Here is a 13552-nt window from a genome sequence, read left to right as displayed (position 1 = left end):
ACCGCCTGTAGCCAGGTAGGTAGCGTCATGAGCGTGCGCGCGGCTTACTGCGCCGACAGGTCCGTGCCGAAGTATTTGACCGAAATGGTCTTGTAGGTGCCGTCGGCCTTGATGTCCGCCAGCGCCTTGTTGATGGCGGCTTGCAGCTCGGGGTTGCCCTTGCGGATCAGCACGCCTGAATTGCTGAATTCGGCGGTCTTGTCGGTGGCCGCGATCTTGACCTTGGCGTTCGGCTTTTGCTTCTTGAAGTCCAGGAACGACAGGTTGTCGTTAACGGTGGCTTCCACGCGGCCCGAGGTCAACAGGTCGATGGCTTCGTTAAAGCCTTGCACCGCCACCACTTGCGCGCCATGGCTTTGCGCCAGTTTGCCGAAATTGCTGGTCAGCGTGTTGGCGGACTTCTTGCCCTTCAGGTCGTCGAACGACTTGATGGTGGTGTTGTCGTCGCGCACGATCAGCACGGCGGCCGACGAGATGTACGGATCGGAAAAGTCGTATTTTGCTTTGCGCGCATCGGTGATGCCCACCTGATTGATCACCGCGTCATAGCGCTTGGCGTCCAGGCCCGCGATCAGGCCGTCCCATTTGCCTTCCACAAACTGCGCCTTCACCCCCAGGCGTTCGGCGATGGCGCGCCCAATGTCCACGTCAAAACCGGTAAGCTGCCCCGATGCATCGTGGAAGGTGAACGGGGCGTAGGTGCCTTCGGTGCCAATCTTGAAGGTGCCCGCGGACTTGATCTGGTCCAGGCCGGATTGGGCGTGGGCGGGGGCCAAGGCGGCGGCCTGGATAAGGCCGGCGATGAACAGTGAGCGGAAGAGTTTCATGGCAATGCTCCGGAAGATCGGTGTCATTGGGGAGGGCACCGCAAGTTGTATGCCCTCCGTCGTAGCCGCACTCTAGCAACGCGTCTATTTTTCCACAAAGCATAAGGAATAGTAAAAATATAGCCACGAGTCATTAACAGGTGTCCGATCGCCCGTCAGCGGTCGGCATTTTTCCAGCTATCGGTATCTGAACGGAGATCGGCGTGCAACAGCGATGGAACAGGCGGGCATTCATGGCGGCGGCCGCGGGCGCGGCGGCATTTGCCGGGGGCGTGCAGGCGCAGGGCGCGAAGACTTCGGCGCGGATGCCCGGGTCGGGCAGCATCACCGACGTCGCGGGCCTGCGCGTGGGTCACTACACCGACACGCGCCGCCCCACCGGCTGCACGGTCATCATTGCCGAGGCGGGCGCCACGGGCGGGGTCGATGTGCGGGGCGCCGCGCCGGGTACTCGCGAAACCGACCTGCTCAATCCCGTCAACATGGTGGAAAAAGTACATGCCATCGTGCTGTCCGGCGGCAGCGCCTTCGGCCTGGATGCGGCCTCCGGCGTGATGCGCTATCTGGAAGAAAAGAAGATCGGCTTCGACGTGGGCGTGGCCCATGTGCCGATTGTGCCGTCGGCCATTCTGTTTGACCTGGGCGTGGGCGACGCCTCGATACGGCCGGATGCGGCGGCGGGCTACCAGGCGTGCAAATCGGCGTCCACCGAGGCGCCCGAAGAAGGCAACGTCGGCGCGGGCGCGGGCGCCACCGTCGGCAAGTTGTACGGGCCGCAGCGCGCCATGAAGGGCGGGCTGGGCAGCGCGTCGCTGACAGTAGCGGGCGTGACCGTGGGCGCCATCGTGGCGGTCAATGCGGTGGGCGACGTGCTGGACCCGGCCACCGGCCGCATCCTGGCGGGCGCGCGCACGGCCGACGGCAAACAGCTGCTGGATACGCGGGCGGCCATCCTGGCCGGCGACTTGCCGCGATCCATGCGCCCCGGCACGGCCACCACCATCGGCGTGGTGGCCACCGACGCCACGCTGACCAAGGCGCAGGCGCAGAAAATCGCGGGCATGGCGCATGACGGCCTGGCCCGCAGCATCAACCCGATCCACACCATGCTGGATGGCGACACGATCTTCGCACTGGGCACCGGCACGTCCGGCAAGCCCGGCAACGTGATGCTGCTGGGCGTCATGGCCGCCGAGGCCATGGCCATCGCCGTGCAGCGCGCCATCCTGGCGGCGCGTGCCGTTGAAGGGTTTCCCGCCGCCGTGGACTTCGTCGCTTGATGGTTGCCCGCATGGCGCCGGCCGGCGTGGCCGGCCCGGCCGCTGTCCGTGGCCTGCTGTCCGCTGTTCGCCGTCCGTGGCCGGCTACTCGCTGTCCGCTGCCCGACCCCGGTGACGTCAATCTGTCACATCGCGGGTCGATCATGACGGGGCGCTGATGCGGGTTCGGCGTTGCGAGAGGACACCCATGTACAAAGGCGAACGATTCAATGGCGCCACGCATCTGGCGGGCCTGGCGCTGGCGGTGGCGGCATCCGGCGCGCTGATTTCGCGCGCCACCGAATTGAAGGTGGACGCGCGGCAGGTCATCAGCAGCGCGGTATTCGCGGCGTCGATGATCGCGGTCTATGCGTCGTCGGTGCTGTATCACTGCACGCGCGGCCGCTACAAGGCGCGCTGGGCCAAGGCCGATCATTGCGCCATCTATCTGTTGATTGCCGGCACTTACACGCCGCTGGCGTTCGGGCCGGTGCAGCATGCCTGGGGCGCGGCCATGGGGGTGGCGATCTGGCTGCTGGCCGCCGTGGGCATCAGCCGCGAGCTATGGTGGGCGCGCGGGGCGGCGCCGGCCTTGCCGCTATACCTGGCCATGGGCTGGCTGGGCGTGATTTTTGCCGCGCCCATCGCGGGCGCCTTGTCGTCAGCGGGCCTGGCCTGGTTGCTCGCGGGGGCGGCTGCTTACACCGTCGGCACGCTGTTCTACGTCAATGACAAGCGCTGGCGTCATGCCCACGGCATCTGGCACTTGTTCGTCATGGGCGGCTCGGCCTGCCATTTCGTTACGGTATTCGGCTTTCTGAAGTTTGGGGCGGCCTAGCGCCACGCCGCCAGCGGCAGCATGCCGCCCCGGTCTTTGACCTTGCGCATGACGATATGCGAACACAGGTCGCGCACCCCGGCGATCTTGCTCAGCTTGTCTTCGACAAACTGCGAAAACGCCGCCAGATTGCGCGTGCGCACCAACAAGATGTAGTTGGACGCGCCCGTCACGATGCTGGCTTCCGTGATCTCGTCATGCGCCGCGATGCCGGCCAGAAAGGCCTCGTGCCACCCGGGGCGCGACTGGTCCAGCGACACATGGACAATGGCTTCAAGCTCGAACCCCAGCTTGTCGGCATCCAGCACCGCGCGGTAGTTGCGGATGAAACCGCCTTCTTCCAGCGCGCGCACGCGGCGCAGGCAGGCCGACGGCGACAGCGCCACCTGCTCGGCCAGGTCCTGGTTGCTGAGCTGGCCGTTCTCTTGCAAACGGTACAGGATGCGCTGGTCAATGGCGTCTAGGTGCATGGTGCAATCCAATTCTAAAAACGGGCTATGCGTGCAATTTAATGCGGAATTCTAGGGTAAGCCACGCCCGGGTTTGCAATTTTTCGGCACCACCGCGCTGCTATCCTGTTCCCAGCATATTGCCCGAAGGAGCATCGCATGACGACTCGCGAAGACTGCGTCGCCGCAGACCGGAAAGACCCCCTGGCCCCCCTGAAAGACCGCTTCGAGCTGCCGCCCGGCGTGCTCTACATGGACGGCAACTCGCTGGGCGTCATGCCCAAGGGCGCTGCCGCCCGCGCCGCCGGCGTCATCACCCAGGAATGGGGCAAAGACCTGATCCGCAGCTGGAACACCGCCGGCTGGTTTGAACTGCCCGTGCGCCTGGGCGACAAGCTGGGCAGCCTGCTGGGCGCGCGCGAAGGCGAACTGGTCGTTACCGACACCACCTCGCTGAACATCTTCAAGGCGCTGGCCGCCGCGCTGCGCATCCAGCAGCAAAAGCAGCCGTCGCGCCGCGTCATCCTGTCCGAGCGCGACAATTTCCCCACCGACCTGTACATGATCCAGGGCATGATCGACCTGCTTGAGCAGGGCTATGAAATGCGCCTGATCGACGCCGACCTGCCGCTGGACAAGGCGCTGGACGACTCGGTTGCCGTGATGCTGCTGTCGCACGTGAACTACCGCAGCGGCCAGATGCACGACATGGCCAGCGTGACCGCGCTGGCGCACCAGCGCGGCGCGCTGACCATCTGGGACCTGGCCCATGCCGCCGGCGCGGTGCCGGTGGACCTGAACGGCGCCAATGCCGACTTCGCCGTTGGCTGCACCTATAAGTACCTGAACGGCGGCCCGGGTTCTCCGGCCTTCATCTGGGTGGCGCCGCGCCACACCCAGGACTTCTGGCAGCCGCTGTCCGGCTGGTGGGGCCACACGCGCCCGTTCGACATGGCCGTGGCCTACGAACCGGCCGGCGGCATCCGCCGCTACCTGTGCGGCACGCAGCCGATCGTGTCGTTGTCCCTGGTGGAATGCGGCCTGGACGTGGCCAAGGCGGCCGACATGGCGCAGGTGCGCGAAAAGTCGCTGGCATTGGGCGACCTGTTCATCAAGCTGGTCGAAGAACGCTGCGCCGCCCATCCGCTCAAGCTCGTCACCCCGCGCGATCACGCGCTGCGCGGCAGCCACGTCAGCTTCCTGCATCCCAACGGCTACGAAGTCATGCAGGCGCTGATCGCGCGCGGCCTGATCGGCGATTACCGCGAACCCGAGGTCCTGCGTTTCGGCCTGACGCCGCTGTACTTCGGCTATGCCGACGTGTGGGACGCGGTGGACATCCTGAAAGACATGCTCGACACCCGCGCCTGGGACAAGCCGGAATACCAGCAACGTTCGACCGTGACCTGAACGCCATAGAGCGTGCCCGACCTTGCGGGGCCGGCGCAACGCCGGCCCCGCCGATAAAGCAAGGCGGCAACGGACAAGACAACAAGGCAGGAGACAATGAAAAAACCACAAGGATTCGGCCAGATCGCCGAACGCGAACAAGGCCTCAAGCGGCGCCTGACCTCGGGCCAGATGAGCATGATCGCCATCGGTGGGGCCGTGGGCACGGGCCTGTTTCTGGGCAGTAAATTCGCCATTGGTTTCGCCGGACCCAGCGTCATCATCAGCTACGCCATCGGCGGGCTGATCACGTTGCTGCTGATGGGTTGCCTGGCCGAAATGACGGTGGCGCATTCCACCTCGGGGTCGTTCGGCGCCTACGCCGAGCACTACATCGGCCCGTTGGCCGGCTTCCTGGTGCGCTACGCGTACTGGTCCTGCGTCGTGCTGGCGGTGGGCACCGAGGTCACGGCGGTGGCCGAATACATGCACTTCTGGTTTCCCGATGTGCCCGGGTGGCTGTGGGTGTGCGTGTTTTCCGGGGCGCTGATCCTGGTCAACGCCATGAGCGTCAAGGCGTTCGGCACCATTGAATATTGGTTTTCCACCATCAAGATCACGGCCATCGTGGCCTTCATCATCCTGGGCGCGTACGTGGTGTGGGGCAACCCGCAGTACGGCGTGGCGCAATACACGGCGCACGGCGGCTTCTTTCCCAACGGGCTGTGGGGCATGTGGGTCGCGGTGGTGATTTCGATCTTCAGCTACCTGAGCGTCGAAATGATCGCCGTGGCGGCCGGCGAGGCCGAAGACCCCGAGCGCGCCGTGAAGAAGGCGTTTCGCGCCACTATCGTGCGGCTGGTGGTGTTCTACCTGCTGACGCTGGCGCTGATCCTGGCCATCGTGCCCTGGAACGAAGCCGGCAAGGCAGGCAGCCCGTTTGTGAAGGTGATGCTGGCGCTGGACATCCCCGGCGCCGCGGGCGTCATCAACTTCATCGTGCTGGTGGCGGCGTTATCGGCCATGAACAGCCAGCTGTACATCACCACGCGCATGATGTTCAGCCTGTCGCGCGCCGGTCACGCGCCGTCGTTGTTCGGCCGGCTCACGCGTAGCGGCACGCCGCTGAACGCGCTGCTGCTGTCCACCAGCGGCATCGCCATTGCCGTGGTGCTCAAGGTCATGGTCCCCGACACGGCCTTTACCTTGATGATGGCCATTTCGATGTTCGGCGCGCTGTTCACCTGGATGATGATCTTCATCACGCACTACTTCTTTCGCCGCCGCTGGGCCAGGGAAGGGGGCGGTGCGCTGTCGTTCCGCATGCCCGGCTTTCCGGTGCTGACGTTGTTGGGCGCGGTGGCGATGCTGGCCATCCTGGTCACCACCTACTACACCAACGTCTTCAAGATGACGCTGGTGTTCGGCGTGCCGTTCCTGGTGATCCTGGCCGTGTTGTACGGGGTGCTGTTCAAGAAGCGCGCCGAATCGGTCGCGCTTCAAGCTGGCGAGCAGCGCGGCTGAACCCGGGCCGGCCCGGCAGCCGGCCTTGCGGGTTCAGCCGCCGGTGGGGGCCTCGGCCACCTGCGCGGCTTGTGCCGGGGCCGCCGTTTGCGCCAAGGGTGAAAACACGCGCAGGCGGTGGCCGTCGGGGTCCAGCGCCACGAAGGTGCGGCCAAAATCCATGTCGGTGGGCGCTTGCAGAATGGGCAGGCCGCGCAGGCTCCATTCACGATGGCGCTGGTTAAGCGCGTCGGCGTCGGCCACGCAAAAAGCCAGTTCAGACGCGCCGCCGCGTCCGGCGGCGGCGGGCTCGACGGTGTAGCGCGACCACAGGCCCAGCTTCAAGCCGGAGTCCAGCACGAACAGGGCAAAGGTGGGCGAATTTTCGACGGGCTGGCGTTGCAGCAGCGCGCTGTAGAACGCGGCGCTGGCCTGGGGTTTTTCGACGTAGAAAAGGACGTAGTTGCTGTCGGTCATGAGGCGCTCCTTGGGGTTGATGCGCTCATGGTAGGCAGGGGTACTGTCAGATTTTGGCAGTAGTGTGCATCAGCAGTCTTGTGACCCATGCGCAATTGCGCGCCACTCTTTCAACAGGACGTGGCGACGACGCGGATAGCGTTCGCCCGGGGTCAGCGTGGCGATGCGGTCGGTGCGGAAATGGCGGAAGTCCTGGCGCAGTTCGCACCAGGCCATGACGATGCGCACGCTATCGAAAAACCCCAGCGCGAATGGCCAGATCACGCGCGCGGAATCCAGGCCCTTGTCGTCGCGATAGGTGATGTGCAGCCGGTGTTCGGCGCGTATTGCCTGACGGATCAGCGCCACGTCGACCCGGTCGACCACCGTGGCGGCGCTGGGGCCGACCAAGAGCGGAATGGCATCCAGTTCGTCACGCAGTTCCTGCGGCAGCACGGCGCCGATCTTGGCAAGCGCGTTGCGCGCCGCCAAGACCAACCGTTCGTCGGATCGGCCCGCCACCCAGCGCGTGCCCAGCACCAGCGCTTCGATCTCTTCGGTGCTGAACATCAGCGGCGGCAGCATGAAGCCGGGCCGCAGCACATAGCCCACGCCGGGCTCGCCTTCAATTTCCGCGCCCTGGCATTGCAGCGTGGCAATGTCGCGATACAGCGTGCGCAGGCTGATGCCCATTTCGCTGGCCAGGCGTTGGCCGCTGACCGGCAGGCGGTGGCGGCGCAGGGTCTGAAGCAGGTCCAGAAGGCGTTCGGTGCGGGACATGAAAAAAGGGCGCGTGGCGGTAACGGCGTAATGCTGCCATGAAATGGCAGCGGCGGGCGCATGTTGCCCGCGCCGCCCGCACCGGTCGGCGCCGGTCCGCGCCCGCCCGCGCGCGATCAGCCGGCGATCAGCTGCCGATCTTCTTGCCGGTGGCTACGTCGATGACCGAACCGTCTTCCAGGCTGACGCGATAGATCTCGCGCACCACGTTGCCGGCGAAGCCGATTTCCACGATCGACACGTCCTTGAACGTGGTGGCGATGCCGTCGGGCAGCACGGCGTTGAACTTGTCCGATTCCTGCTTCATGGCGTCTTGCAGGCGGGTGTCGTAGCGCGCCATGCTGTAGACCAGCGTGGTGTGCGGGTTGTGAGCGCGCACTTCCTTGCCGTCCTGCATGCTGTTGACGCCGCTGACGCCCAGCGTCTTGACCAGCTCGCGGCCGGCCTCGCTCATCTTGGCGTAGACGGGGCCGGTCACGCGCGGCAGCGGGCCGTCGCGCAGCGGGGCCAGGGCGGCGGTGGCCACGGTGTTGTAGCGCATCATGTCTTCAAAACCCTGGCCGCTTTTGACCACGCCCAGGTCCAGCCACCACGGATGCCCGGCGCCCTTGGCGGCTTCGGTCGGGTAGAACGTTTTCAACGTCACGGCCAGCGGCGCGGGCGGCTTGGGCAAGGCTTTGAGCATGCGGGCCGGGGTGGCCGGGTCGGCACTATGGATGTGCACAACCGTCACGTGCGGCAGGTTGGGCGTGTCGGCCTCGGTCTTCAGGCCCAGCGCCAGCAGGTCTTGCTTGAGCACGCCATTGACCTTGGCGTCCAGCACGGCGTTGACCTCTTGCGGCAGGCGGTAGACCACGCCGTAGGTGGCCTTGTGGTCGCGAAATTCCGGCTTGTCCAGCGCGCTGTTGTCGATAGTGTCGGCGGCATGCGCGGAAAAGGTGGCGGCCAGCGAGGTGGCGAACAGGCCGGCGGCGGCCAGGTGCAATGCACGTTTGATCATGGGGTTTCCCTATCGTTGTTGACGTGACCCGCGAGAGTCTTCCGGCAGTGTGGCCCTCGGTGATGTACGGGGTATTGCACCAAGCGAAAGAATCCCGATAGCGGGTGCGGCCGTTTCGATAGGTTCGAGTTGCCCGCTTATCAAGCCAGGAAAGCGGTGCCCACCACAACGATGCCCAACACCAGGTTCACGCCCACCCAGCGGCGGATGGCGGCCATGGCCTGGCCGCCGCGCGGCCAGTCGGACGCGGCCACGGCGCCGGCCAGCCGCTTGTACAGCACAAAGCGGATGTGGCCGAAGATGGCCATCATCACCAGCCCACCGGTTGCCATCAGCGTCCAGTTCAGCGGCATGAAGAACTTGCCGCCGGTCTGGGCGGCCTGGCTGGCCGCCTGCCCGATCATCGACATCCCGGTCAGCAAGATCAGCACGATGGCCACCAGCACGGTATTCAGGAACGGTCCCAGCACCGAGGCCATCAGCGGCAGGCGCGCTTTAGGTTCCCACTTCGCGGCCGCCGGCCGCAGAAAACAGTGCGCGAACAGCATGCCGCCTACCCACAGGATCACGGCCATCACGTGGATGAATGTCAAGACGCTATAGAACATGGAGTCAGCCCGAGTCGTTATGCGGCCGCGGGGCGCGGCAGAGGTGTGCCGATGATATCTCCCCGCCCGCGTTTCACCCTACTTGACGGAAACGCAGTCTTTGCAATTAGAATGAGATTGATTTGTATTTGTAATCTAGCGTTCTGGGAGCCCCTCGTGCCTAACCCCGTGCTCGCCTCTGGCGACACTGTCCAATGCTTGTACCGCAGCCACCATGGGTGGCTGCAAAATTGGCTGCGCGCGAAGCTGGGCAACGCCTTCGACGCGGCCGACCTGGCGCAGGACACGTTTGTCCGCGTGCTGCGCCACCGCCACGAACTGGACGCGCTGCGTGAACCGCGCGCGTATCTGACGACCATCGCCAAGCGCCTGATGCTGAATCACCATCGGCGTCGCTCCATCGAAGCCGCCTACCTGGAAGCGCTGGCGTTGATGCCCGAACGGCTGGCGCCGCCGGCCGAACAGCGTCTGATCATCCTGGAAACCCTGCAAGACATCGACGAAATGCTGGCCGGCCTGCCGCTGCGCGCGCGGCAGGCTTTTCTGATGGCGCAGCTGGAAGAACTTAGCCATGCCGACATCGCGCAGCGCCTGAATGTGTCGCTGCGATCGGTGCACCGCTATATCGCCCGGGGGTTCGAGCAATGCATCATGGCGGTCAGTTGAACAGCGCGGGCGGCGAGCTGCCCGCCGTCGAACGCCAGGTGGCGCGCGAGGCCGCGCGCTGGCTGCTGCGCCTGGGTTCGGGCCGCGCCACCGACGCCGACGTGCGCGCCTGCGATCAATGGCGCGCCAGCAAGGCGGAACACGAACACGCCTGGCAGCGCGCACAGCGCGTCAACGAACGTTTTGGCCTGATCCCGTCCGCGTTGGGCATGGCCACCTTGAATCGACCCGAGCTCAAGCCGCGCCGCGCGGCACTGAAAACGCTGGTGGCGTTGATCGTGGCTGGCCCGGTGGGTTGGGCCGCATGGCGCGCCGACCCGCTGGACTGGACGGCCGACTACCGCAGCGGCGCGGGGCAGCGGCGCGACATCACGCTGGCCGATGGGTCCACGCTGCAACTGAATACGGCCAGCGCGGTGGACGTGGCTCTCGACGCCACCACCCGCTTGGTGAGACTGCGAGCGGGTGAAATGGCCGTGCACGCGGTGGCCGATGCGCAGCCCGGCGCGCGCCCGTTCGTCGTGCGCACGGCGCTGGGCGATATCGAGGCGCCGCCGTCGCGCTTTTGCGTCCGCCAGGATGGCGTGCAATGCCAGATCAGCGTGCAGGAAGGCCGGGTACGTGCGGGCCGGGCCGGCCGCATGGTCGATATCGCGGCGGGCCAGCAGGGCACTCTGACCCCGACCGGCGCGCTTGGCCCCGCGCCCGCCGATCCGCATGCCGGCGACTGGACCCGCGGCGTGCTGCATGCCGGCCAGATGCGCCTGGACGCCTTCGCGCGTGAGCTGGGCCGCTATCGGCAGGGCGTGTTGCGCTGCGACCCGGACGTGGCTCATCTGCGCATTTCGGGCGCGTTCCAGCTGGCCGATACCGACGCCGTGCTGGCCGCCTTGCCCGCCACCTTGCCGGTGCAAGTGCGCTACCGCACGCCCTATTGGGTGACCATCGGGCCGCGCGATTCGGCGGCATGATCGCCGCCGTTACAAATTACCCGCGGATGCGCTGTCCGGTTCGCCGATCACGCGGGTCATGGTCTGTATAGGCAAACGAATGCCGATACCCGTTGGATCGAAAGGACGACCATGGCTTATCTTCCCGCCAGCCGCGCAAGCGGCTTCCGAACCTTAGCGGACGCGCCGCCGCGCCAGACGCGACAGACGCGCCTGCGCCACGCCGTGCGCGCCGCGCTGGCGCTGGCCGCCGCTGCCGCCGCGCTGCCGCCCCAGGCCGCCGCGCAGGGCCTTGCCGCGTCGGCCAGCGCGCCCACGGTCGCCGCCGCACGCGATGCACGCGCCTATCGCATCGCCGCCGGCACGCTGGCCGACGCGCTGCCGCGCTTTGCCGACAGCGCGGGTGTGACGGTGCTGTTCGATGCCGCGCTGGTGGGGCAACGCCGCACGCCCGGGCTGACGGGGACCTACACCGTGGCGGACGGCTTTGCGCGCCTGCTGGACGGCAGCGGCCTGGCCGTACAGGAACGCAGCCGCAACGTGTTCGTGCTGCAAGCGGCCATGCCCGGCATCACACAGCTGGCGCCCGTCAAGGTAGAAGGCGAGGGCGCGGTCGCCACGCCCGCCTGGGAAACCAGCACCGACCGCAAGCGCATGGACGAGCTGCAAATCAAAAACTGGAGCGACCTGGGCAAGCGCGCCGAACCGGGCGTGAGCTTTAACCGGTCCAACAACAGCATCAACATTCGCGGCCTGGATCAAGACCGCGTACTGACCCGCGTGGACGGCATCCGGCTGCCCTGGCTGGATGACGGCGCGCGCGGCGTGAAGGGCGGGCTGGAAGCGGTGGACTTCAACAGCCTGTCGCGCCTGGACATCGTGCGCGGCGCGGACGCCAGCGCGGGCGGCTCCGGCGCCATCTCGGGCATTGCCGACCTGCGCACGCTGGACCCGTCCGACCTGTTGACGGACGGCAAGACCTTTGGCGCATTGGCCAAGACCGACTACGACTCCGCCGATTCCAGCTGGGGCGCCAACGCCGCGCTGGCCGGCCAGATCCACAGCAACACGTTCTGGCTGGTGCAGGCCGGCGTGCGCAACGGCCATGCCTTGGACAACCGGGGCGACGTGGGCGGCTACGGCCCCAAGCGCAGCGAACCCAGCCCTGAAGACTACGACCAGCGCAGCTTCCTCTTGAAGCTGCAACAACGCGTCGAAGGCGGCCACCGCTTCGGCCTGACCGGCGAAACCTTCAAGCGCAAGGCCGACATCGACAACATGTTCGAACAGGGGGCGGGCACCAGTTATCTGTACGGCGAGAACAGCACAAAGAAAGAGACCGAGCGCGAGCGCGTGTCGTTCGACTATTCGTACCAGGCGCCCGGCGCCGGCGGCCTGATCGATTCGGCCACCGCCGTCGTCTACTGGCAGCGCGTGCGGCTGGACAATTCGCTGGACGGCATGCGCAGCGTGGATTCCCGCGCGCGCATCATCCCGGGCGACCCGTTCCGTTACGGCTTTCCCAGCGGCCCATACGGGCGCAGCAATTCCATCCAGCAGACGCTCTTTGGCGTGAACGGCGAATTGACCAAGCGGCTGGCCGGCACGTCCGTGTCGCAGCTATGGACCCTGGGCGGCGAGTGGTACGGCAACAAGACCGAGCAGAATTCCAGCGGCTACGACAATTGCCCGGCCATACGCCCCGGGTTGCCCGCGCCGTTCGGCCCGCGTTCGTGCGACATGCTGCACACCAACCAGGCCGACGTGCCGCAGTCCAAGGGCAACCAATGGGCGCTGTGGGTGCAGGACGAATTCAGCTTTGCCGACGGCCGCTACACCGTCATGCCGGCCCTGCGCTACGACCACTACGAACAAAAGCCGCAATCCACCGACAGCTACGCCAGCAACCCGAACGCGGCCGCGCTGCCACCGTCCAACAGCGGCAGCCGCTTCTCGCCCAAGCTGCTGGGCACATGGAAGGCCCGGGACGACCTGAGCCTGTACGCGCAGTACGCCTACGGCTTCAAGGCGCCCAGCGCCAGCCAGCTCTATACCAACTACGGCGGCCCCGGCACCTACTTGCGCGTGGGCAATCCGTACCTGAAACCCGAAACCAGCAAGGGCTGGGAACTGGGCGCCAAGATCGGTTCCGACGACCTGGGCGGTGCGGTATCGTTCTTTGATAATCGTTATCAGAACTTCATCGATACCAATCAGCCGCTGGACGCCAGCTCGCCGCAATGGCAAACCGGTTGGGCAGGGCAGTATCCGCTGGGCGTGACCGGCAACGTCAACCGGGGCAAGGTGCGCATCTATGGCGCCGAAGCCAGCGCGCACTGGAAGTTTTCGCCGGGCTGGCGCACCTGGGGCTCGCTGGCCTGGGCCGTGGGCAAGGACGAAGGCACGGGCCAGTACCTGAACTCGGTCGCGCCGTTAAAGGCCATTCTGGGTGTGGGCTACGGACGCGACGTATGGGGCGTGGACGCCATGCTGACTACCGCGCTCAAGCGCGACAAGGTCGAATACCCCGAGGCATCGGCCACTACCCCCAACGCCGACTTCCAGGCGCCGGGCTATGGTGTGGTGGACTTGATGGGTTACTGGCGGCCCACCGCCGTGAAGGGATTGCAGGTGCAGGCTGGCGTGTTCAACCTGTTCGACAAGAAGTACTGGGAAGCCATCAACGTGCCGACGGCCGGGTCGCTGGCCTTGCCGCGCACGGTGGACTGGTACACCGAACCCGGACGCAGCGTGCGCGTGTCCCTGACGTACCAGTATTGATATTGATCACGCGTCGCCGCCGGGCATCCGCCGGGCGGCGACGCTA

At 66.2% G+C, this 13552-nt stretch carries 13 protein-coding genes; 7 read left to right on the top strand and 6 right to left on the bottom strand.

What is annotated here, in order from left to right; all coding sequences use genetic code 11:
• Positions 1-44 precede the first annotated feature (44 nt).
• Positions 45-827: an amino acid ABC transporter substrate-binding protein gene (locus AC0Z35_RS01565; protein WP_046805169.1), complete on the bottom strand. Its 783-nt coding sequence runs from the start codon at positions 825-827 to the stop codon at positions 45-47.
• 233 nt (positions 828-1060) lie between these two features.
• Here AC0Z35_RS01565 and AC0Z35_RS01560 point away from each other — a divergent pair, with 233 nt between their 5' ends.
• Both AC0Z35_RS01560 and trhA read left to right on the top strand, forming a co-directional pair.
• Positions 1061-2107 (top strand): P1 family peptidase, encoded by a 1047-nt coding sequence (locus AC0Z35_RS01560; protein WP_046805170.1) that lies wholly within the window; start codon positions 1061-1063, stop codon positions 2105-2107.
• A 187-nt stretch (positions 2108-2294) separates the two neighbouring features.
• A complete protein-coding gene (trhA, locus tag AC0Z35_RS01555) occupies positions 2295-2924 on the top strand; it encodes a PAQR family membrane homeostasis protein TrhA (protein ID WP_485131533.1) in 630 nt (209 codons plus the stop codon).
• Here the strand turns inward: trhA and AC0Z35_RS01550 are convergent.
• Complete coding sequence (locus AC0Z35_RS01550) at positions 2921-3394, bottom strand: Lrp/AsnC family transcriptional regulator (protein ID WP_120156789.1); 474 nt, start codon at positions 3392-3394, stop codon at positions 2921-2923. The two genes, trhA and AC0Z35_RS01550, sit on opposite strands and share 4 nt — an antisense overlap.
• A gap of 138 nt (positions 3395-3532) precedes the next feature.
• Here AC0Z35_RS01550 and kynU point away from each other — a divergent pair, with 138 nt between their 5' ends.
• Entirely contained in the window at positions 3533-4783 is a 1251-nt protein-coding gene (gene kynU, locus AC0Z35_RS01545) for a kynureninase (protein WP_485131534.1), read from the top strand.
• A 96-nt stretch (positions 4784-4879) separates the two neighbouring features.
• Positions 4880-6286 carry an amino acid permease gene (locus AC0Z35_RS01540; protein WP_046805174.1) on the top strand — a complete coding sequence of 469 codons (1407 nt, stop codon included), beginning with the start codon at positions 4880-4882 and terminating at the stop codon, positions 6284-6286.
• A gap of 33 nt (positions 6287-6319) precedes the next feature.
• Here AC0Z35_RS01540 and AC0Z35_RS01535 read toward each other — a convergent pair whose 3' ends face one another.
• The 4 genes from AC0Z35_RS01535 to AC0Z35_RS01520 all read right to left on the bottom strand — a co-directional run bounded on the left by AC0Z35_RS01535 (position 6320) and on the right by AC0Z35_RS01520 (position 9109).
• On the bottom strand, positions 6320-6742 hold the full coding sequence (locus AC0Z35_RS01535) for a VOC family protein (protein WP_046805175.1): 423 nt from the start codon (positions 6740-6742) through the stop codon (positions 6320-6322).
• A 69-nt stretch (positions 6743-6811) separates the two neighbouring features.
• Positions 6812-7501, bottom strand: a complete 690-nt coding sequence (locus tag AC0Z35_RS01530; RefSeq protein ID WP_046805246.1) for a helix-turn-helix transcriptional regulator — start codon at positions 7499-7501, stop codon at positions 6812-6814.
• Positions 7502-7628: 127 nt separating this feature from the next.
• Complete coding sequence (locus AC0Z35_RS01525; RefSeq protein WP_485131535.1) at positions 7629-8501, bottom strand: hypothetical protein; 873 nt, start codon at positions 8499-8501, stop codon at positions 7629-7631.
• Between the two features lie 140 nt (positions 8502-8641).
• Positions 8642-9109 carry a CopD family protein gene (locus AC0Z35_RS01520; RefSeq protein WP_104145601.1) on the bottom strand — a complete coding sequence of 156 codons (468 nt, stop codon included), beginning with the start codon at positions 9107-9109 and terminating at the stop codon, positions 8642-8644.
• A 156-nt stretch (positions 9110-9265) separates the two neighbouring features.
• Here AC0Z35_RS01520 and AC0Z35_RS01515 point away from each other — a divergent pair, with 156 nt between their 5' ends.
• The 3 genes from AC0Z35_RS01515 to AC0Z35_RS01505 all read left to right on the top strand — a co-directional run bounded on the left by AC0Z35_RS01515 (position 9266) and on the right by AC0Z35_RS01505 (position 13506).
• Complete coding sequence (locus AC0Z35_RS01515) at positions 9266-9775, top strand: sigma-70 family RNA polymerase sigma factor (protein ID WP_319301498.1); 510 nt, start codon at positions 9266-9268, stop codon at positions 9773-9775.
• Entirely contained in the window at positions 9754-10746 is a 993-nt protein-coding gene (locus AC0Z35_RS01510) for a FecR domain-containing protein (protein WP_485131536.1), read from the top strand. The genes AC0Z35_RS01515 and AC0Z35_RS01510 overlap by 22 nt, the downstream gene beginning before the upstream one ends.
• A gap of 111 nt (positions 10747-10857) precedes the next feature.
• Complete coding sequence (locus tag AC0Z35_RS01505) at positions 10858-13506, top strand: TonB-dependent receptor (RefSeq protein ID WP_485131537.1); 2649 nt, start codon at positions 10858-10860, stop codon at positions 13504-13506.
• Positions 13507-13552: the final 46 nt, after the last annotated feature.

Source organism: Achromobacter sp. 1L-A-4-B-C2 (assembly GCF_057291955.1).
This window is presented reverse-complemented; position numbering and strand designations above follow the sequence as displayed.